Consider the following 18,417-nt stretch of genomic DNA (forward strand, 5'->3'; position numbering starts at 1 on the left):
CGTGGCCGGCTTGTAGCCCAAAGTCCTGATTGTTGGCGGTCTCCTGCCACAATGTTCAGTGCCTTTTCTGATGAGCTACATTTTTAATCATCCAGTTGTGAATAGCAGCCTGCAGCGTTTCTGCCGCCAGAGAAGCACAATGACGCTCTTCTGCTGGCATACCTTCGAGAACCGCAAGTATGGTATCGGCCGCAATTTGCGCCGCTTCATCTAGGTCTTTACCCGTGGCAAGTTCAGCAGCTACTGAACCACAGATCATGCTCGAGGCGCAGCCGTCTGTATAGCAACGGGCCTCCAAAATGTGGTCGTCTCTGATCTGCAGATACATTTCCATGGTATCACCGCAAGAACCCTTCAATCGAGCAAAGCTCGAGGCATTTTCAATTTTCCCCAGATGACTAGGGTGCAGCCATCTTTCCACAGCGGCCGCTCCATAGGTCTTCTTCGCTTGGGCAATTATCTCCTGTTGCAAATGTTCGGCAAATTCATCCAATGATCCACTCATGGCACTTCTCCTTCTCTTCCAGCAGCAACTTTTTTCCTTCTCAGATCAGACCTGACCCTCATGGCTGGGCGGCAAAATGCCGCTGTCATGGCCTGCGCAAACAATCGCGCCTTTCATGTTATGACGCCCCTCTTACAGATTACCCGCAAAGAGCTACCTCAACAGCGGCAGTATGCTCTTGTGCCTAATTTAACAATTGCCTTCCCTGTAAGCAACCATCTAGTTGTGACCAGCAGCATGGCATGGACCTACATCTTCTAAGCCTGGATGTCTAGTGGCCTGGCTAATTTCTATATTTACATTCCTACAAACTGTGATGTATTGTGCTTTTGGCTGTATCCGAAGTCTCGTTCAACAGGAAAGTTTGAGGAATGATGCCCTTCCGTATGAAAACCATGCTTTTTGTTTGCGCCGTGTTCCTTGCGGTCATGTCTTTGCAGGCCTTGGCCAACGCCGAAGGCGTGATCATCGACCACAACTGCACCGATCTGGGCAAAATCCCCTCCTACTGGATCGCCAAGGCCAAAACAGATCTTCACATTGCTTACCAGCATACATCTCATGGTAGCCAGTTGATCACTGGCATGAATGCACTGGAGAACTATCCTCTGTTTGGAAACAGCTACGATTGGGAGGACGATGGCTTGCCGCAGGAAGCACTTGACCTTGATGATTATGGTATCCCCGGCTGCCCTGATCTCAGCCAGGGGGACTATATTGACGAACATGGAGTAACCCCCTGGGTAACTGCCACGCGCAAATTGCTGGACAACCCGGCCAACAGCCACATCAATGTGGTGATGTGGTCCTGGTGCAGCATTAATTTGCACAATGCGCAAAGATACATCAATAACATGGAGATCCTCATTTCTGAATACGCGAATGTCACCTTTGTTTTCATGACAGGCCATGCCGAGGGACAGGGTGAAAACCTTTACGATGATCCCCAATCCGACGGGAGCGGTCACGTGCATTATAACAACGAGCTCATTCGCAATCACTGTCGAGCGAACCACCGGCTGCTTTTCGATTTCGCTGACATCGAGGCGTATGATCCCAATGGCGCCTATTTCTGGGACAAGGCTATGCTCGACAATTTGAATTATTCCGGAGGCAACTGGGCCGTACAGTGGATTGCTGCAAACAGAGGCTCTGAATTGGAAAGACTTACCACGGGAAATGACGTTTCAGGATACGATGGCTGCACAGGCTGTGCCCATTCGAGCACACCTCATGAGGCAAACATCAATTGCATCTTGAAGGCTAGAGCTGCCTGGTGGATGTTCGCACGGATCGCTGGCTGGCTTAGGCCTAACAGCTCTTCCCCAGCCGTTCTGCAAATCCTTCTATCCGAGTAACCTCTCTGCTACCTGTCATTGCCTTTGTCAACGCTAACATCCTCATGCACATGCGCTTCTCCCTGGAACGCTTGCGGACGCCGGCCCACACCGTCTCCAGCCATCTTCTGCAAACGAGACAGCTGGGAGAGGCGGCACCGAGACAGTGATGAACAACCTGGTTTACAAAGGCAGCTTTAATCTCTCCACTGAAAAAATGGCAAAGGGATTGCTTGTTTGATCTTGACAAATGACGGCGGTTATGTTTAATAATACCGCCTTTATGGACTATGATTTTTCTGCATCTCATAAACAACACAAAATTCTAACCCAACCTGTGAGCAGATAAGGGAGCGGCTCACATAGGAACGAGAGCAGATGAAACGTACCTATCAACCAAGCAACACCCGGAGGAAAAGAACTCACGGCTTTCTTGTGCGGATGCGATCCAAATCGGGTCGCAAGGTCATCAGCCGCAGACGGGCGAAAGGGAGAAAAAGGCTGGCTGTTTGAAGCAAGTTGACGAATAGGCAAGACGATTGAAAAAAAGAATCCTACCGGGTTCAGAGGTGCCGGGATCGAGTGGCAAAAAGAGATATTCTTTTAGCAAAGATGAGAGGTTACGCCGGCGCAACGATTTCCAGATTGTATTTCGCCAGGGAAGACGCCGCTATAGCAAGCATTTCATAGTCATTACGCGGCCAAATGAATTGCAGTTTTCACGTCTGGGCATCGCGGTCGGCAAAAAGGTGGGAAAGGCTGTAAAGAGAAATCGTCTGAAAAGGTGCCTGCGGGAATTTTATCGCCTTCACAAGCATGTATTGCCTGCCTCTCATGATCTGGTCATTATCGCGAAACAGGGTTCCGCAGAATTGCGCTACCATGAAATTCGCGAGGAGTTAACGTCCATTTTATTGGACGACAATAATCATGCTTAAGGATCTTTTACTCGGATGTATTCGGGTCTATCAGCTGGTAATCTCGCCATGGATCCCCCCGGCCTGCCGTTTCACCCCGACGTGTTCTGAGTTTGCCCGTCAGGCCATTCAGGCTTTTGGTGTGAGACGAGGCCTCGCCCTTGCCTTCTTTCGTCTCCTTCGCTGCCACCCACTTCACCCCGGCGGCTATGACCCAGTGGAAAATCATCGTAGGTCCTAGTGTTGCTCTCTTTTTTGCCCACGGAACCCGAGAAACAAGGTGCGCCGGACAGAGCATATCGCCGCAGGCTTTCTGTAGATGAGGACGCTCTTCATGCTGCCCGGCTCAGGAGTTTTTCATAATGGACAAACGAGCTTTCCTTGCTGTCATACTCTGCCTGTTGGTGCTCGTCCTGTGGCAGGCATTCTTTGCGCCCAAGCCTCCTCCACCAGCAGCAAAGAAGGGTCCTGCCGCGGAAAAGGTGGCCAAAAGAGCTCCCGTGCCAAAGGAAGAAAAGGTTGCCCCACAAGCGAGCCCTCGGGTTGACAATGCCCGAATGGCGCCTCCTGGCCTGCCCGCCGCCGCCAAGCAGACGAGCCGCGACATCACCGTTGAAACGCCACTTTATCGGGCGGTCTTCACTGAGACAGGCGGACGTCTCAAGAGCTATACCTTGAAACGCTATCGCGAAACTATTGCCAAAGATTCGCCCGGCATGCAGTTGGTAAGAAACCAGAAAATCGAGGAGCTGCCCCTTGCCTTCAACTTCCTCAGTCATCCGGTGGCAGCCCTGAATCTGGCTCACTTTTCCGCCGATCAGACAACTTTGAAAATCAGTGAGGAAGGCAAACCCAAGAAGCTCACCTTTACCTACGAGGCCCCTGGCTGGTTGAGGATTGTCCGAGAATATCTCTTCCATCCGGACAGTTACCTCATAGAGTTGAACATCGCAGTAACCAACCTGGGATCTCAACCGTGGGAAGATTCCCCCACCCTCAGCCTGGTGAACGTGCCATTTTCCGAGAAGGCCGGGCGGTACAGCTTTCAGGGGCCTGCTTTGCTAGTGGACAATAAACTGGATGAAATCAAAGTCAAAAAGATAGAGGGCGAAAAGGTCATTCCCGGACCGGTAGAGTGGGTGGCTTATACCAATCAATACTTCATTATGGCGGTGGTTCCTCAAGAACAAGCGCCAAATCATGCCCTCCTCAAAATCTTGGAGCCAGCCACGCACATGGTTGAAAGCACCTTCGTCGGCCCCAAAAGTTTGATTCAGCCAGGTGCCAGCAAATCTTTCCACTACACCCTTTATATGGGGCCAAAAGATGTAAAAACCCTGAAAGCGGCCAACCTAAAATTGGAAAAGGCGGTGAACTTCGGCTGGTTCGATGTCATTGCGCAGCCTTTACTGGTATGCCTGAAATTCTTCAACCGTTTTACGCACAATTATGGTGTCGCCATCATTCTGTTGACAATCTTGATAAAAGTACTGTTCTGGCCTCTCACCCGGAAGAGCTACGAGTCCATGCAGGCCATGAAAAAATTGCAGCCCAAGATGGCGAAAATACGGGAGAAGTATAAAGACGACAAGGAACGAATGAATCAGGAAATAATGCAGCTCTATCGTACTCATAAAGTCAATCCTCTGGGTGGCTGCCTGCCGATGGTGCTGCAGATACCGGTATTCTTCGCTCTTTATCGGGTGCTCTATAGCTCGATCGCCTTGCGACATGCACCATTCATGTTGTGGATCAACGACCTGTCAGCACCTGATCGCTTGAACATAGGCTTCCAGATCCCCTATCTCGGTGGTCTGCCTGTATTAACCTTGCTCATGGGAGTCTCCATGTTCGTCCAACAAAAGATGACCCCCACAACAGGCGACCCCCGACAGGAAAAAATGATGCTTATGATGCCCGTTGTTTTCACCTTCTTGTTTGTCAACTTTCCCAGTGGCTTGGTGCTTTACTGGTTGGTAAACAACATTCTCCAGATCGGGCAGCAATACTTTATTAACAAAAAAGCACAGACCTGATGAGGAATTGTGGCTGAGCCCCGACTCCAATGCCGCCAGTCTTCGAAACGGAGGAAACAATGTCTGGTATTGAAATCGAAGCAAAAACTGTGGAGGAAGCAATTGCCAAGGCCTGTGAGCAGCTTAATCTCACTGCAGACCAGCTCAACATAGAAATCGTTTCACAAGGGTCTCCCGGTATTTTCGGACTCGGCACCAAAAAGGCGAAAATACTGGTCGCCCCCAAAGAAGTGGAAGATGAAGTCTTCCTCACCAGAGCAAAGGAAATTCTGGAGCAGATTCTCTCTCACATACAAGTTCCAGCCACGGTTAGTGCCAGCTGGGTAGATGGTCAGATAAAACTCGATATCTCCAGCAATGGTTCAGGCCTGCTCATTGGCAAGAGAGGTAAGACCCTGCAGTCCCTGCAATACATTGTCAACAAGATGTTCAACAAGAGATCTTCCAGAAAGGTCCATATCCTTATTGATACAGAAAACTACCGGGAGCGAAGGCGCCAGGCTCTTACGGAGGTAGCCCTTCAATTGGGTGAGCGAGTCAAGAAATCAGGCAAGCCAGCAGCAAGCAGCCCCATGAGTGCCTATGACCGCCGAATATTGCACCTCGCCCTCAAGGACGACCACGAATTGAGGACCAGAAGCAAAGGCGAAGGGGAGTTTCGTAAAGTCGTTGTATTCCCCGTGAAAAAGCAGGAAAGCAACAGAGAGAATCCTGCCAACAACAGTACCAGCTGAGATGCTCACACCAAGGGCTGAGGTCGACACCAGAATGCCGCTGTAGACAACTGGCAGGCCTCTGAGGTCGCCATCTCAGGATGATCCCGGCAGCCGCCGCCGTCAATATGCGTGCTTTGAAAACCCCTGAAGACACTATCGCTGCCATAGCCACTCCTATAGGGACTGCTGGCATAGGTATCATAAGGCTCAGCGGTCCGCAGGCATGGGCCGTGGGCCAACGATTGTTCCGCCCCCGAAAAGATCGACAACATCTCTCTTCACACCAGCTCTACCTGGGGCATATCATCTGTCCGGAGACCGGCAAAGCAGTGGACGAGGTCCTTGTCAGTTTTATGAAGGCGCCTCACACGTACACCCGAGAGGACGTGGTTGAGATCAACTGTCACAGCGGCCTTGTCGTTCTGGAAAGGATTCTCCACCTCATCCTTTCGCACGGGGCTCGCCTGGCAGAACCCGGAGAATTCAGCCGACGCGCCTTTCTGAACGGCCGCATCGATCTCACCCAAGCGGAAGCGATTGCCGATCTCATAAATGCCAAAACTCATAAGAGTCTCGAACTGGCCGGTGAGCAGCTCCAAGGCAGAATGCACCAGCTGATCGCCAGGATCAGAGGTGATCTGCTCGATCTGCTGGCGTATGTGGAGGCTGCCATCGATTTTCCGGAAGATGATGTAGAGTACCTGAATCAGACGGATTTCACCGAACGGCTTCGCAGTCGGGTATATGAGCCTGTGAAACAACTTCTGCAGCGGTATGAAGACGGCCGTATTCTGCGCGAGGGGTTGAGCGTCATTATTACTGGTAAACCCAATGTGGGCAAATCGAGTCTGCTCAACAACCTGCTGAATTCAGAGCGGGCACTGGTTACTCCCATACCCGGCACTACCAGAGATCTCATCGAGGAGGGCTGCAGTCTGCGGGGCATCCCTCTGCGTTTGGTAGACACAGCTGGTCTTCATCCTTCTGAGCACCCGGTTGAGCGGCTGGGAATCGAACGCGCCAGAGAACGACTGTCCCGAGCCGACCTCGTGCTCTTTCTCCTGGACCGCAGCCAGCAGTTGACCAAGGAGGACGCTCACATCTATCAAGAGATCTCGAGCAAACCCCGACTGCTGATTGTGAACAAAGTGGATCTGCCACCGCATCCTGACTTCAGCGAGCTGACAAAGCACTTCCCAGGTGAGCGGTTTCTGCAGGTATCCGCCCTGCGAGGAGACGGCGTCGAAGAACTCAAGGATGCCATCTTGGAAACCATAATTGGTGAGCGCCTTGACACTGAAACCTCGCTGGTGGCTCCTAACCTGAGGCACAAGAAGTGCCTGGAAAGTACGCTCGAAGCCCTGGCGCGTAGTCTCAATCTGCTGGAATCAAATGGCGCCCCAGAATTGCTCGCCGTTGAACTGCAGGAAAGTCTGGCTCACCTGGGTGACATCATTGGTCAGACTACTAGTGAGGATGTCCTGGACCAAATTTTTAATCAGTTCTGCATCGGCAAATAGGGTGGACAAGAAAAGCCTCCTACACCTTCTGCGAAGAAGCTGTGACCAGATCGGCGTTGAGCTCATCCCTGATCAGGCAGAGCAGTTCTGGCTCTACCTGCAAGAACTTCTGGAATGGAACCAGAAGTTCAACCTCACCGGCATCACTCAACCGGAAGAAATACTGATAAAACACTTCGTTGATTCACTCACTCCTCTTCCTTATCTGGCCGGAGCCAAGGGTCTCCTCGACATCGGCACCGGCGCAGGGTTCCCCGGCATCCCTCTCAAAATAGCTGCTCCTTTTATGCAGGTGCACCTGGTGGACTCACGCAGAAAAAAGATCACTTTTGTGCAGCACATCATTCGCAGCCTCAATCTGCAGAAAATTCTTGTCAGCCATGGGCGAATAGAGGAGATGCCGGAGGTGGTGCCCCGCTATCAGATCGTTATCAGCCGCGCCTTTCAGCAGCCAGAACAGCTGTTCCATTTGCTATCCGGGCTGCTGGCGCCGCAGAGTGTGCTAGTGGTCATGCTCGGCCCCACGAACTCTGGAGATCGCTCCAGGCTGCAGAAGCTTGGCGCCGCTAGCAGGCTGGTGCTCAGCCGTGTGGTGTGCTTGCAGCTGCCGCATCGCAGTGGCGCTCGAACCCTTCTCTTTTTCAACAAGCGATATTAGTCTCTCTCGGGTTCATAGGCAAAAGTGGCCCACACAGGTATGTGGTCTGAAGGCCTCGGCCTGGCTCGCAATTCCTTTACCATGCCGCACTCTCTGCTGAGCGCTGCCATTGGTGCAGTAGCCCAGATATGATCTATCCGCAGTCCCATGTTGCGGCGAAAGGCATTGGCCCGGTAATCCCACCAGCTGTAGTGGCCCCTTTCCTTGTGATGACGACGGAACACATCCTCCAAGCCCCAATTTTTCAATTCTGTAAGAGCTGCCCGCTCCTTCGGGTGAAAACCTATCTGTCCTTCCATGGCCTGCGCATCGTAGACGTCTCTTTCTTCCGGGGCAATATTGAAGTCGCCAACAAGCAGCAGATGGTCGGCTGGTGAGTGCAACCTCTCCAGATACCTGCGGAGTTCCGCAATGAATTCCAGTTTGTAGATGAACTTTGGAGAGGCGGGCTCAGCTCCATTGGGGATATAGGTGTTCAACAGGCGCACTTTGCCCACGGTAGCAGCGAGCAAACGTTTCTGGCCCTCCGCCTCGTAATCAGGAAAACCTGGCAGGACATCCACAAGTGGATATCGCGAGATGATGGCCACGCCATTGTAAGTCTTCTGGCCGCTCACTGCCACTTCATAGCCGCGTTCACGAAAGACCTCGCCGGGGAAAAGTTCGTCTGGCACCTTAATTTCCTGAAGACAGAGCACATCTGGCTGTTCCGCAGCCAACCACTCAAGTACTGCTGGCAAACGCACCCTAATTGAATTCACATTCCAACTGGCAACCTTCATTCAAATCTCCCCACCTCTAGAGCAAGCCGTTCTTGCTTGCACCCTTTGGCGCCAGTACGCTTCGGCAAGTAGTTCTCCGAAACTTTCTGCCAGGCTCTGGTCTGTCCTCAGCCGCAGGTGAACTTCCTGGGGCAGCTCATCCACCTCTTCGAAGGCCAAACCTTGAGCAGCCATGTGCTGCAGCCGAGCGTCGCTATAGAGCACCTGCCCCTGGCGTTGCGCAAGCCTCTGTCGCCGCACCTCCTCAGGACAAAGACATTCCACAGCTATCAGGCAGGCATCCATCTCTGCAGCCACTTGTCTCGCCCGCTGCCTCTGGTGCCGTTTACCGAAAGTCGCATCCAGGATACAGGAGTTGCCCTGTGCCAGCTGCCTGCGTGCTGCGAGAAGGAGCTGGTCATAGGTGCTCTCCGTGGCAGCTTCACTGTAGATGCCTTTGCCAAACTCTGTGACCACCCCGGTATGCGGCTCAATGCCGTGCAGCTTTTTCCGGATTACATCCGAACGCACTACCTTCACCTGAAAGCACTCAGCCAGTTCATCGGCAATCCTGCTTTTGCCGCTGCCGCTCAAACCGCACATGAGCCACAGGGTCGGCCGGCTGCAGGTGGCCGCATAGAGCTTCCCCAGGTCCAGGTGCCGCTGAATCTTCTCGATGACCTCCTGGCGCTGGCGCTGTTGCAGACCCCCTTCTGCCAGCCTGAGGCAGTCCACCTTGCACCGCACCAGGGCCCGATAGCATTTATAGAAATCCAGCAGAACAAACACCTCGGGATCATTTGCCGCGCTCGCATAGGTGCGCACCAGTGTGTGGCTGAGATCTTCTCTGCGGTAAAAGTCGAGTCCTTCGCCCAGAAAGGCCAGATCCGCGGTGACGTCATTGTTGCGAAACCGGTCATTGAACTCGATGCAGTCTATAACCTGCACAGTGTCCAGAAAATAGACATGCTCCAGCCGCAAATCACCGTGTCCGTCGCAGATGTGGCCGTGGGCAATCCGCCGGTCGAAGAGCACTTTCCTGTGCTCCAGGAATTCTCTCACATTGTGCCGAATATACAGAAACGGTTCAGCTGGCACTACTCGGCTCACAAAGGGCTCGATCTGGGAAAAGTTCTCTTCACAGTTTAGCCTCACAGTTTCAACCGTTCCCATTTTATCGATGGATTGCCCGTGCCGAGCCTTCCTGTAAAAGTTAGCAAGAAGTACTGCCAGTTCCGCCACCAGTCCTTCATGCAACTCACCACGACGGAGGAGCTCCAGCATGGAGCGCTCTCCGGGGAGCTGCCTCATTTTGACTGCATATTCCACCACCTCTCCTGGCCCGTCCAGTTCATAACCGCCAGCCTTTCGAGTGACAGCCACCACACCGAGGTATATGTTGTGACTGAGCCGCTGATTGAGATGAACTTCGCGCTCGCAGAAATGGCGCCGCTTCTCCAGGGTGGAAAAATCCAGGAAGCCAAAATTGACGGGTTTTTTCACCTTATAGGCGTAGCCGCCTGTGAGAAAAACTTTGGAGATGTGGGTTTCACAGCAAAAAATCTCTTCCACTGCATGCGGATACAAGGATGGCTTCAGAAAAGCCGCCTCTATCTCAGGAGGAATATCCCCTATTTGCTGCAATGTGGAATTCTCGCCCGCCACTGTGTTCACCCCTGTTATCATTGCCCTGTATTATCTTATGGTAACGTAGAACAGTTGAAACTGCCAGAGTGTACAAAGATGATCTATCAGCGAATTGTAAACCTTCTTTTTATGAGCCGGGCACAGGGGATGAGGTCATCTCTGTGGAGGTTGCAGGAGAACTCGCCCAGTGGTCAGAGCCAGCACCTGACCGGCAATCCGGGCTGATCGCGAAATGATGAGGAAGGAACCAGATGGCTATGAGCCAGGATTGCCCCCTTGCCTACCAGATGCAACGCACAGGATACTGCATGATTAGTCTGTCCGGGGTAAGAATCAGCAAACCATGCACCATTGCCTGACAGATGAGCATCCGGTCGAAGGGATCTTTATGCATTTCAGGCAGACGACTGAGGTGGAGAGTGGTTTCCTCGTCTAGAGGCAAACTAACCACACCATGTTCTTCACGCTGGGCCGGAATGAACCTCTCTACGGCCTCGGGAAGAGGCAACCGGCCTATGGCGTGCTTGATGGCTATTTCCCAGGTTGACACAGCGCTGAGGTAAACCTGGTTTCCGGGATTGACAAAGACCTCTCGCGCCACATCAGACAGTTCGGGAGCGTCGGTTATGAGCCACAGAAAGGTGCAGGTATCCAGGAGTATTCTCATGTTCCGTCAGCATGGAAGGCCGCGATCATTTCATCCGGCAGCGGTTCGAAAAACTCGGGTGGAACCCGAAATTTGCCTTTGGCAAGACCTATGGGCCGCTCCGATTCTCTTTCCCGAGGAAGAGGCCGTATTTCGGCAATGGGAACATTCCTCTTGCAGAGAATGATCGTTTCCCCCTTTGCCAACCGGCCAAGATACCTCGACAGATGAGTCTTTGCCTCATGAATGTTGATCTTAATCATAACTATCATTTAAACTATATAATAAACTAAGTCAAGATAATCTTTTATTAGAGAGCCATGAAACTGCATATTGAAGCTCAAGTTCTTACTCTTGTCGACCGCAGATAACCCTCCTGTCTTTCTCCGCAGCCATAGATCTCTGCGCCTCCCGTTGTTGCAGGTCGGTACATTGACTTCCATGCACTTCACTACCTTCAAAAGTGGGGCAAGAACTGAGTACTTTGTTTCGGAAAGTTCAGGGCAGCGTTTCTTTTCTGATTACTGCCCCTGCAAGGTTGCGGCTATCTGCGAAAGAGAGGTGCGCAGGCTGCTGATCAGTCGCGATCTAGAGTCGCTGCTGTGATATCTTTCCACTACCTGCAGCAGTTCCTGTATGCGGGCGATGGAGTGCATGGTCTGTCTGCTGCCGAGGATCTCAGTTTCCTGTTGCAGGAGGCAGGTAATCAGTTGCATGAAGGCCGCGCTGATTATCCTTTCAGCTGCCTCACCCTTGTGGCGCCGGCTTGCCACCTGAAGGGCTCGGCTCACGTTTTCATGGCCGCTGTCGCCCACCTGGTATCCGGCGAGTACTTCTTTGCTTTCCACAGGCAGAGACGCCCTGCAGCTGCTTATGAGTCTGGTGCTGTATTCCGGGCCGAGTTCTTCTTCCACGTGCTTGCTGATAGTTACCACCACATCGTGGTAGATGGGAAGGAGTCTGATGGGCTCTTCTGCCTCACGCCGACCTTTCTCAGAAGCAGCAGAAGGCAGGGGGCGAATCAGTTTGGAGCTGGCCATGGCGTAGAGAATTTTGTAAATTTCAAACTCTGAAATGCCGGTCATTTTTACCAGATCCCGTACACTTCTGCTGCCGTCCATGAGGGATGCAACTTTCAACTCCCTGGGCTCCAGGGTGACCTTTTCATTTTCAGTCCCGGGCTGATGCTTTATTTCAAAGACCATAGTGTCGCTGGGAATGACCTTCTTGATTACTGCCCACTCATCCATGCGGCGCGCTGCTTCCAGGATGATTTCCATGGTATTGATCTCGTCGAAAACTCTCTCATCAAAATCAACATGTGATTCGCGAAATTCGAATCTGCCCTCTTCCCACAAAAAGATATTGAGCACCGTTTCTCGCACCTGATAGCGCACAATCCTCTTGAGGCTCTCCTCATCCACGTATCCAAAAGCCAGCAGCACCTCGCCGACTGGTCGTGCCGTTCTTCCTGCCTGGGCAACCACCTCCCGCAGCTGCTGCCGGGAAATAACGCCCCTTTCCAGCAGCAGCTCTCCCAGACGCAGCTCCTTTAGACCACTGCTCGCCGCAATGATGGTACCGTTCTTCAGATAGATGGCCGCCTTGGCCTCCTTGCGGGCAATTTCCAGTATACCGGTCTTGCCCTCCGAAGAAAGGATCTGCAACACTGTGGAAAGGTTGAGTGACTTGAGGTCTCCCGTAAACGCCACGACAAACTACTCCCTGTTATTAACAATGAATGTTGTAACAACTGCAAGGGTGGTGCCGTTCCTTCCTGTTTATAGTGGATTGTCCACGATTCAGGCAAGAAAAAAAGAGTGTCGCTCAGGGCGCCATCCCGGGTATAGTAGTTTTGTAGCGGGAATGCCTGCTGCTAGAATGGTAGTACAAATGCCTTGTCGGCAGAGGCAGCTCATCTGGTCGAGGCTCTGGCAATGAATAAACCCCTCGCCATCGTGGCCATTGGAGGAAACGGCATCTGTCCCTCGGAGCCAGGGACAGAAATGTCCTTTATTGCCCAGCTGACCCATACCAAACGTACCCTCTGGAACATTATGGCTCTGTTTGACCGCTATCAGGTGCTCCTCACCCATGGCAACGGCCCCCAGGCCGGTCTGGTCTACGAACGTTTGCATCCAGCCACACCTTTTGGCGTAATAACCCTCATCACTACTCCCCAGATAAGTTCTGCCATCACCCGGGCTTATGAGGAGCTTATTCTGGAAAACAACCTGCAGGGTCTGCCGCCTCTGGAGCCCGTGCTCACCTGGGTGGCAGTAGACCCCGACGATCCAGGCTTCAGCCAACCGACAAAACCTGTGGGGCCGCAATATCGGGAGGCTGAGGTCACCAGCCTGCTCGAGAAGCATCCAGAATGGAAATTCGGACCTTATGGCGAGGGGCTGCGCCGCCTGATTGCCTCTCCCAGGCCCAGAGCCATCTTGAACCTGGATGACATCCGGGAGGTCCTCGCCGACGGCAAGGTACCGGTAGCCCTGGGAGGAGGCGGCATCCCGGTGTCCCTGGACCAACAAGGAAGAATGGAGATCACGGACGGCATTCTGGATAAGGATCACTCTTCAGCCCTGCTGGCAGCAGAACTCCGGGCTGATCTCTTTCTGCTTCTTACTGGCGAGCAGGGCATCTTCACCGGCTACGGCACCAAGGCGCCAACATTTCACCGGCAGCTGAATTCTTGCCAGCTCGGCAGAATGCTCGCCGCTGGAGAGTTTCCCCCGGGGAGCATGGGTCCCAAGGTGGAAGCAGTGCTTCATTTCCTTTCGGCAAATGCTGAGGGCAGGGCAATAATAGGATCAGTTGCAGAAAGAGTCGACAGGCTGCTCAGCAACGAAAGTGGCACCACTGTCGTCTCTGGTTGACGACAAGGTGCCGGTGGCAAACAGCCAACCAGGACATGCTCAGTTGGCCTGCACTGCGCAGCCTCGTCAACAATCAGGATAGCATCTGCCCTGCTGCCACAACGCCACAGCTTGCTGAAAAAGCCTGCGATAGCCAGCCGTACCGCCAAGTCCTTTTCTGCCGAAGTTGAAGTTGATCTCTATGAACATCGGCGGGCCCTGGTCTGGAAACATGAGATCAAAGGCTGCCAGGTTGATATCTGCTACCTTGCAAAACCTCGCCACAGCACGTATGCCTGCCATTTGCTGCTTGGGACGCCCGTGTCTATCGATGCGCCCGCCGCGACATATATTGTTGTAAAAACCGCCATTTCCCACGCGGAAATAGCTGACAATTCTCGCACCCACCACCACCACCCGCAGGTCTCGGCCTTGATGCTTTATCCACTCCTGAATGAGCAGGGGCTCCCCTTCCGGCAGTTTGCCGAGCGCAGCCTCGAGCTCCAGGCTGTTACAGACGGGAAACACGGCCACCCCACCGCCACCCCTGTCTCCCTTTAGTACGAAAGGATACGCAAGGGGCAAGCCATCGACTGTCTGCATCAGCAAGTGCTGTCTGTTGTGAAAGATTGCAGTCCTGGGGTGCCGCACAGCCAGGTGCTGAAAGAGCATCGTTTGTCTTGTCTTACCCGGATAGGAGAATTTTGCCTCCAGCCGGGGGAACCAGTCTCGGGCCAGGGCAGCAATTTTCCGGTAGCGTGCTGGTCTGAGCCCCGGAGGCATGACAACCCCTCGAGCACCTCTGATCAACTTCACCACAGTTGGGTCATCCAGGGGTGCCAGATTCGGTAGATTTTCCTCCAGCTCCACGAGCGGGTTCATGGAAAGGAAGTAGGAAGGCATGAGCAATCCTGGTGCAAAGATGAGAGAAAAGCCTTTTACATTTTTTTTTGCATCAAGTAATATGTGTAAAAAAACACAAAATCAATCATAGACTAAGTAACATGGTTTGATTCTGCTACAGCTGAACATAGAGCATCCTTTCTGAAAGATCTGGACCTCCCATGGGATGGTTTCGTATTCTATCACGACTCGCTGAATGCATGAAGGAGGTAAGCAGAGAATGAAGAAAGAAAACAGTATCACAGATGTGGGCGAGATGAAAGACAGGGTCATGATCGACCTGTTCAAGAGGCGCATCCGCCAAGCGAATATTGATCTGGATAAGTTGCGGGGGACATGGGCAGAAACCAGCGACATTCTCAAGGCGCACTTCGGCAAGATTACCAGAACAATGAAAAACAACGAAAACAAGCTCCGCAACCTCTACCAGGCAGCCATTGACGAACTCAAGAAAGAAAAGCGCCAGCCGAACTGAACCGGCCGGCGCTCAGCAGTAGTGCTCCACATGGCTATCACCGCCCAGAACCCTGACCACCCCGCAGGGAAGGCGGCAAAACAGTAGACATTGGGCACTGGATAAAGGCTGTCCCTGGATCGCTGCCGACAACCAATACCGCTCAATGCAAAATGAAGGTCCACTCCCCTCCACTGCACGTTCGGTAGTAGCAACCTTCAAGTTGCGCCTGCGGCCATTATTACCATTATTACAATGATGCCATGGCGCAATTATTCTTCGGAATCGATATCAACACAGCGCAATGCAGGCTAAAGCCTGCGGCTACCAGCTCGTTGCCGTGTCTGCAGTCCCCTGCCACAACCGTTAGCCGATAACCCTGCCCCCGTTTCCTGGCAGCCCGCAACTTCTACCTCAGCTGTTAGCTTGCCTCGACCGCCTCCAGCACCACTTCCTCCTGCTCTTCAGGTGGGATGATCTGGAAGGCGATTTCCTGATTTTCCACTACCGCCTTCACTTTACTGCCATCTGCCACCTCACCGGCCATGATTTTTCTGGCCAGTGGTGTCTCCACCAGTTTCTGAATCACCCTTTTCAGAGGTCGGGCACCGTATACCGGATCATAGCCCCGTCTGGCCAATAAATGTTTGGCCTCCTCACTGAACTCCAGACTGATGCGGCGATCCTCGAGCCTGCGCTGCAGCCAGGCCACCTGGATCTCCACGATTTTGGCTAGCTGTTCTTCAGTGAGGGAACGAAACACCAGAATCTCGTCCACCCTGTTGAGGAACTCGGGCCTAAAGTGCTGTCTCATTGCCTCCAGCACCCGGTCTCGCATACGCTCATAGCTCGCCTCGTCCGTGCCGGTAGTGTCCAGGATGTACTGACTGCCGATATTGGAAGTCATGATGACGATGCAGTTCTTGAAATCCACGGTTCGACCATGTGAGTCGGTCAGCCTGCCGTCATCCATAATTTGCAGAAAGATATTGAAGACATCCTGGTGTGCCTTTTCGATTTCGTCAAAAAGGATGACAGAGTATGGTTTTCGACGAACCGCTTCTGTTAGCTGGCCTCCCTCCTCGTAGCCCACGTATCCTGGCGGTGCTCCGATCAAGCGGGCCACTGTGTGCTTCTCCATATACTCGCTCATGTCAATGCGCACCATGTTGTTCTCATCATCGAAGAGGCTTTCCGCCAGGGCCCGAGCAAGTTCCGTCTTGCCAACACCTGTAGGGCCGAGAAAGATGAAGGTGCCTATGGGACGATTCGGGTCTTTTATGCCGGCCCTCGAACGCAGCACTGCTTCCGCCACTGCCTGCACAGCCTCGTCCTGCCCCACCACGCGCCGGTGCAGGTGTTCTTCGAGCTTCAGCAGTTTCTCCCGCTCACCTTCCATGAGTCTGGTGACCGGAATATGAGTCCACCGGGAGACGATCTCAGCAATCTCCTCATCGGTCACCTCTTCGCGCAGCAGTCGGCCCGTACCCTGCTTGCTGACGAGGATCTCCTCCTCTGCCTTGAGCTTTTGCTCCAGTTCGGGGAGCCTGCCATGCTTCAGTTCCGCCGCCCGATTGAGATCGTAGTGGCGCTCGGCCACACTGATCTCGTGGCGCACCTTCTCGATTTCCTCACGCAGAGCCTGCACCTTGTGAATGGCCTCCTTTTCCGCCTCCCATTGGGCTCGCAGGCCGTCTGCCCGGTCTCTGAGTTCGGCCAATTCTTTGCGCAGGGCAGCAAGCCGCTCCTTGCTGGCTTTGTCTTTCTCTTTCTTGAGCGCCGCTTCCTCGATCTCGAGCTGCATCACCCGTCTGGTCACTTCATCCAGTTCAGTGGGCATCGAGTCCATCTCCGTCCGAATGGTGGCGCAGGCTTCATCCACCAGGTCGATCGCCTTGTCCGGCAGAAACCGGTCGGTGATGTACCTGTTGGAAAGCACTGCTGCTGTGACAAGGGCGCTGTCCTGAATGCGCACTCCGTGGTGCACCTCGAAGCGCTCCTTGAGACCCCGCAGGATACTGATGGTATCTTCCACGGTTGGCTGGTCCACCATCACTGGTTGAAAACGTCTTTCCAGGGCCGCATCTTTCTCGATATACTTGCGGTATTCATCCAGGGTGGTGGCGCCAATGCAATGGAGCTCGCCGCGGGCCAGCATGGGTTTGAGCATGTTGCCCGCGTCCATGGAACCTTCGGCCCGGCCTGCGCCCACGATATTATGGAGCTCATCGATAAAAAGCAGGATGCGCCCGTCGCTCTCCTTGATCTCTTGCAGCACGGCTTTCAAGCGCTCCTCGAATTCGCCTCTGAATTTGGCTCCTGCCACCAGGGCGCCCAGGTCGAGAGCAAATATGGTCTTGTCCTTGAGACCTTCCGGGACGTCGCCCCGCACGATGCGGTGCGCCAGTCCCTCAACAATAGCGGTCTTGCCCACACCGGGCTCGCCAATGAGCACCGGGTTGTTCTTGGTCTTGCGCGACAGAATTCGGATGACCCGCCGAATTTCGCTGTCCCGGCCAATCACCGGGTCCAGTCTGCCCTTTTTGGCCTCTTGCACCAGATCACGGCCGTAGCGCTCTAGGGCGTCGTAAGTGGACTCTGGTGAAGCGCTGGTCACCCTCTGGTGGCCGCGCACCTGGGTGAGCGCCTGCAGCAGTCGATCACGGCTTATATTGAAGTTCTGGAAGATGCGCCCAGCCGCTGTGCCCGAACCTTCCTCGATGAGCGCCAGGACCAGATGCTCCACGGAGATATACTCATCTTTGAGTCTCCTGGCCTCTTCATCGGCCCTCATGAGAACGCGGTTTAACCTCTGGGTCACATATATCTTGCCTGCCTCCATACCCGGACCGGTCACCCTGGGGCGTTTCTCCAGCTCTTCCTGTACGGCAGCTTTCAGAGTGTCTACCGGCACATCCATTTTGTTGAACAGACGCGGCACCAGTCCATCCTCCTGCTCCAGCAGAGCCAGCAGCAGGTGTTCACCATCAACTTCCTGGTGACCATAGCGCAGCGCCAGTGTCTGTGCTTGATGGAGCGCCTCCTGTGATTTTTGCGTCAGTTTGTTCGGATCCATATATTTTGTTCCTCCTTTTTCTCAACTGTGGTGCCCGCAGGAAATAAACTTAAAGCCTGTTCCTTACCCAGGCTAGCTCCCGTTCCAGTTCTTCGATCCGATCGAGTAGATCCAGCACCAGGCCGATTCCAGCCAGATTGATGCCCAGATCTCTCCTGAGTCGGATGATCTTCCAGATCCTCGGCACCAGGGTGTCAGGAAAGAGCTGCTCAGGCTCCTCCACTGCCGGCTCCAGCAAACCCCACCTGATAAAGACTCTGATCATATCTGGATGCATGTGGGCCATGCGGGCCAGCTCCTCCGTGGTTACCAGTTCTCCCGAAAGGGGGACTCCCTCACACTCGTAATGCACTATGTGATAACGCCTGGAACTCACATCC

Annotated in this window: 19 protein-coding genes; 10 read left to right on the top strand and 9 right to left on the bottom strand. The window is 53.5% G+C overall.

The window, feature by feature from the left end; genetic code table 11:
• Nucleotides 1-55 precede the first annotated feature (55 nt).
• Nucleotides 56-505: an iron-sulfur cluster assembly scaffold protein gene (locus JRI89_06360; GenBank protein MBW2070863.1), complete on the bottom strand. Its 450-nt coding sequence runs from the start codon at nt 503-505 to the stop codon at nt 56-58.
• A 386-nt stretch (nt 506-891) separates the two neighbouring features.
• Here JRI89_06360 and JRI89_06365 point away from each other — a divergent pair, with 386 nt between their 5' ends.
• The 8 genes from JRI89_06365 to rsmG all read left to right on the top strand — a co-directional run bounded on the left by JRI89_06365 (nt 892) and on the right by rsmG (nt 7,689).
• A complete protein-coding gene (locus tag JRI89_06365) occupies nt 892-1,863 on the top strand; it encodes a hypothetical protein (protein ID MBW2070864.1) in 972 nt (323 codons plus the stop codon).
• Between the two features lie 357 nt (nt 1,864-2,220).
• Nucleotides 2,221-2,355 carry a 50S ribosomal protein L34 gene (gene rpmH / locus JRI89_06370; GenBank protein ID MBW2070865.1) on the top strand — a complete coding sequence of 45 codons (135 nt, stop codon included), beginning with the start codon at nt 2,221-2,223 and terminating at the stop codon, nt 2,353-2,355.
• Between the two features lie 26 nt (nt 2,356-2,381).
• Entirely contained in the window at nt 2,382-2,780 is a 399-nt protein-coding gene (gene rnpA, locus JRI89_06375; GenBank protein MBW2070866.1) for a ribonuclease P protein component, read from the top strand.
• Nucleotides 2,773-3,000, top strand: coding sequence for a membrane protein insertion efficiency factor YidD (gene yidD, locus JRI89_06380; GenBank protein ID MBW2070867.1), 228 nt, complete (start codon nt 2,773-2,775; stop codon nt 2,998-3,000). The genes rnpA and yidD overlap by 8 nt, the downstream gene beginning before the upstream one ends.
• Before the next feature lie 121 nt (nt 3,001-3,121).
• Nucleotides 3,122-4,795, top strand: coding sequence for a membrane protein insertase YidC (yidC, locus tag JRI89_06385; protein ID MBW2070868.1), 1,674 nt, complete (start codon nt 3,122-3,124; stop codon nt 4,793-4,795).
• A 59-nt stretch (nt 4,796-4,854) separates the two neighbouring features.
• Nucleotides 4,855-5,529 (top strand): protein jag, encoded by a 675-nt coding sequence (locus JRI89_06390; protein ID MBW2070869.1) that lies wholly within the window; start codon nt 4,855-4,857, stop codon nt 5,527-5,529.
• An 80-nt stretch (nt 5,530-5,609) separates the two neighbouring features.
• A complete protein-coding gene (mnmE, locus tag JRI89_06395; protein ID MBW2070870.1) occupies nt 5,610-7,031 on the top strand; it encodes a tRNA uridine-5-carboxymethylaminomethyl(34) synthesis GTPase MnmE in 1,422 nt (473 codons plus the stop codon).
• Nucleotide 7,032: 1 nt separating this feature from the next.
• On the top strand, nt 7,033-7,689 hold the full coding sequence (rsmG, locus tag JRI89_06400) for a 16S rRNA (guanine(527)-N(7))-methyltransferase RsmG (protein MBW2070871.1): 657 nt from the start codon (nt 7,033-7,035) through the stop codon (nt 7,687-7,689).
• On the opposite strand, the gene xth is transcribed toward rsmG, so the two are convergent.
• The 5 genes from xth to JRI89_06425 all read right to left on the bottom strand — a co-directional run bounded on the left by xth (nt 7,686) and on the right by JRI89_06425 (nt 12,455).
• Nucleotides 7,686-8,471: an exodeoxyribonuclease III gene (gene xth, locus JRI89_06405; GenBank protein MBW2070872.1), complete on the bottom strand. Its 786-nt coding sequence runs from the start codon at nt 8,469-8,471 to the stop codon at nt 7,686-7,688. The genes rsmG and xth overlap by 4 nt on opposite strands.
• The gene (locus JRI89_06410; protein ID MBW2070873.1) at nt 8,472-10,115 is read right to left on the bottom strand and encodes an AAA family ATPase; all 1,644 of its coding nucleotides are present in this window, start codon (nt 10,113-10,115) and stop codon (nt 8,472-8,474) included.
• A 262-nt stretch (nt 10,116-10,377) separates the two neighbouring features.
• Nucleotides 10,378-10,764 (bottom strand): type II toxin-antitoxin system VapC family toxin, encoded by a 387-nt coding sequence (locus JRI89_06415; protein MBW2070874.1) that lies wholly within the window; start codon nt 10,762-10,764, stop codon nt 10,378-10,380.
• A complete protein-coding gene (locus JRI89_06420; GenBank protein MBW2070875.1) occupies nt 10,761-11,006 on the bottom strand; it encodes a type II toxin-antitoxin system Phd/YefM family antitoxin in 246 nt (81 codons plus the stop codon). Before JRI89_06420 ends, JRI89_06415 begins: the two co-directional genes overlap by 4 nt.
• A 258-nt stretch (nt 11,007-11,264) precedes the next feature.
• Nucleotides 11,265-12,455, bottom strand: a complete 1,191-nt coding sequence (locus tag JRI89_06425) for a DUF4388 domain-containing protein (protein ID MBW2070876.1) — start codon at nt 12,453-12,455, stop codon at nt 11,265-11,267.
• 225 nt (nt 12,456-12,680) lie between these two features.
• On the opposite strand from JRI89_06425, the gene JRI89_06430 reads away from it, so the two are divergent.
• On the top strand, nt 12,681-13,625 hold the full coding sequence (locus JRI89_06430) for a hypothetical protein (GenBank protein ID MBW2070877.1): 945 nt from the start codon (nt 12,681-12,683) through the stop codon (nt 13,623-13,625).
• A 66-nt stretch (nt 13,626-13,691) separates the two neighbouring features.
• On the opposite strand, the gene JRI89_06435 is transcribed toward JRI89_06430, so the two are convergent.
• Complete coding sequence (locus JRI89_06435) at nt 13,692-14,507, bottom strand: hypothetical protein (protein MBW2070878.1); 816 nt, start codon at nt 14,505-14,507, stop codon at nt 13,692-13,694.
• Between the two features lie 220 nt (nt 14,508-14,727).
• On the opposite strand from JRI89_06435, the gene JRI89_06440 reads away from it, so the two are divergent.
• Nucleotides 14,728-14,982: a hypothetical protein gene (locus tag JRI89_06440; protein MBW2070879.1), complete on the top strand. Its 255-nt coding sequence runs from the start codon at nt 14,728-14,730 to the stop codon at nt 14,980-14,982.
• A 400-nt stretch (nt 14,983-15,382) separates the two neighbouring features.
• On the opposite strand, the gene clpB is transcribed toward JRI89_06440, so the two are convergent.
• Nucleotides 15,383-18,037 (bottom strand): ATP-dependent chaperone ClpB, encoded by a 2,655-nt coding sequence (clpB, locus tag JRI89_06445; GenBank protein MBW2070880.1) that lies wholly within the window; start codon nt 18,035-18,037, stop codon nt 15,383-15,385.
• A gap of 49 nt (nt 18,038-18,086) precedes the next feature.
• Nucleotides 18,087-18,323: a hypothetical protein gene (locus JRI89_06450; protein MBW2070881.1), complete on the bottom strand. Its 237-nt coding sequence runs from the start codon at nt 18,321-18,323 to the stop codon at nt 18,087-18,089.
• Nucleotides 18,324-18,417: the final 94 nt, after the last annotated feature.

This window comes from Deltaproteobacteria bacterium (assembly GCA_019309045.1).
In the GTDB taxonomy this organism is placed as follows: Bacteria; Desulfobacterota; Syntrophobacteria; order BM002; family BM002; genus JAFDGZ01.

Bases quoted from the DNA above. Each gene is read 5' to 3' on its own strand.
- JRI89_06360 (MBW2070863.1), bottom strand. From the start codon at position 505: ATGAGTGGATCATTGGATGAATTTGCCGAACATTTGCAACAGGAGATA.
- JRI89_06365 (MBW2070864.1), top strand. From the start codon at position 892: ATGAAAACCATGCTTTTTGTTTGCGCCGTGTTCCTTGCGGTCATGTCT.
- rpmH (MBW2070865.1), top strand. From the start codon at position 2,221: ATGAAACGTACCTATCAACCAAGCAACACCCGGAGGAAAAGAACTCAC.
- yidD (MBW2070867.1), top strand. From the start codon at position 2,773: ATGCTTAAGGATCTTTTACTCGGATGTATTCGGGTCTATCAGCTGGTA.
- yidC (MBW2070868.1), top strand. From the start codon at position 3,122: ATGGACAAACGAGCTTTCCTTGCTGTCATACTCTGCCTGTTGGTGCTC.
- JRI89_06390 (MBW2070869.1), top strand. From the start codon at position 4,855: ATGTCTGGTATTGAAATCGAAGCAAAAACTGTGGAGGAAGCAATTGCC.
- mnmE (MBW2070870.1), top strand. From the start codon at position 5,610: ATGATCCCGGCAGCCGCCGCCGTCAATATGCGTGCTTTGAAAACCCCT.
- xth (MBW2070872.1), bottom strand. From the start codon at position 8,471: ATGAAGGTTGCCAGTTGGAATGTGAATTCAATTAGGGTGCGTTTGCCA.
- JRI89_06415 (MBW2070874.1), bottom strand. From the start codon at position 10,764: ATGAGAATACTCCTGGATACCTGCACCTTTCTGTGGCTCATAACCGAC.
- JRI89_06420 (MBW2070875.1), bottom strand. From the start codon at position 11,006: ATGATTAAGATCAACATTCATGAGGCAAAGACTCATCTGTCGAGGTAT.
- JRI89_06430 (MBW2070877.1), top strand. From the start codon at position 12,681: ATGAATAAACCCCTCGCCATCGTGGCCATTGGAGGAAACGGCATCTGT.
- JRI89_06435 (MBW2070878.1), bottom strand. From the start codon at position 14,507: ATGCCTTCCTACTTCCTTTCCATGAACCCGCTCGTGGAGCTGGAGGAA.
- JRI89_06440 (MBW2070879.1), top strand. From the start codon at position 14,728: ATGAAGAAAGAAAACAGTATCACAGATGTGGGCGAGATGAAAGACAGG.
- clpB (MBW2070880.1), bottom strand. From the start codon at position 18,037: ATGGATCCGAACAAACTGACGCAAAAATCACAGGAGGCGCTCCATCAA.
- JRI89_06450 (MBW2070881.1), bottom strand. From the start codon at position 18,323: ATGGCCCACATGCATCCAGATATGATCAGAGTCTTTATCAGGTGGGGT.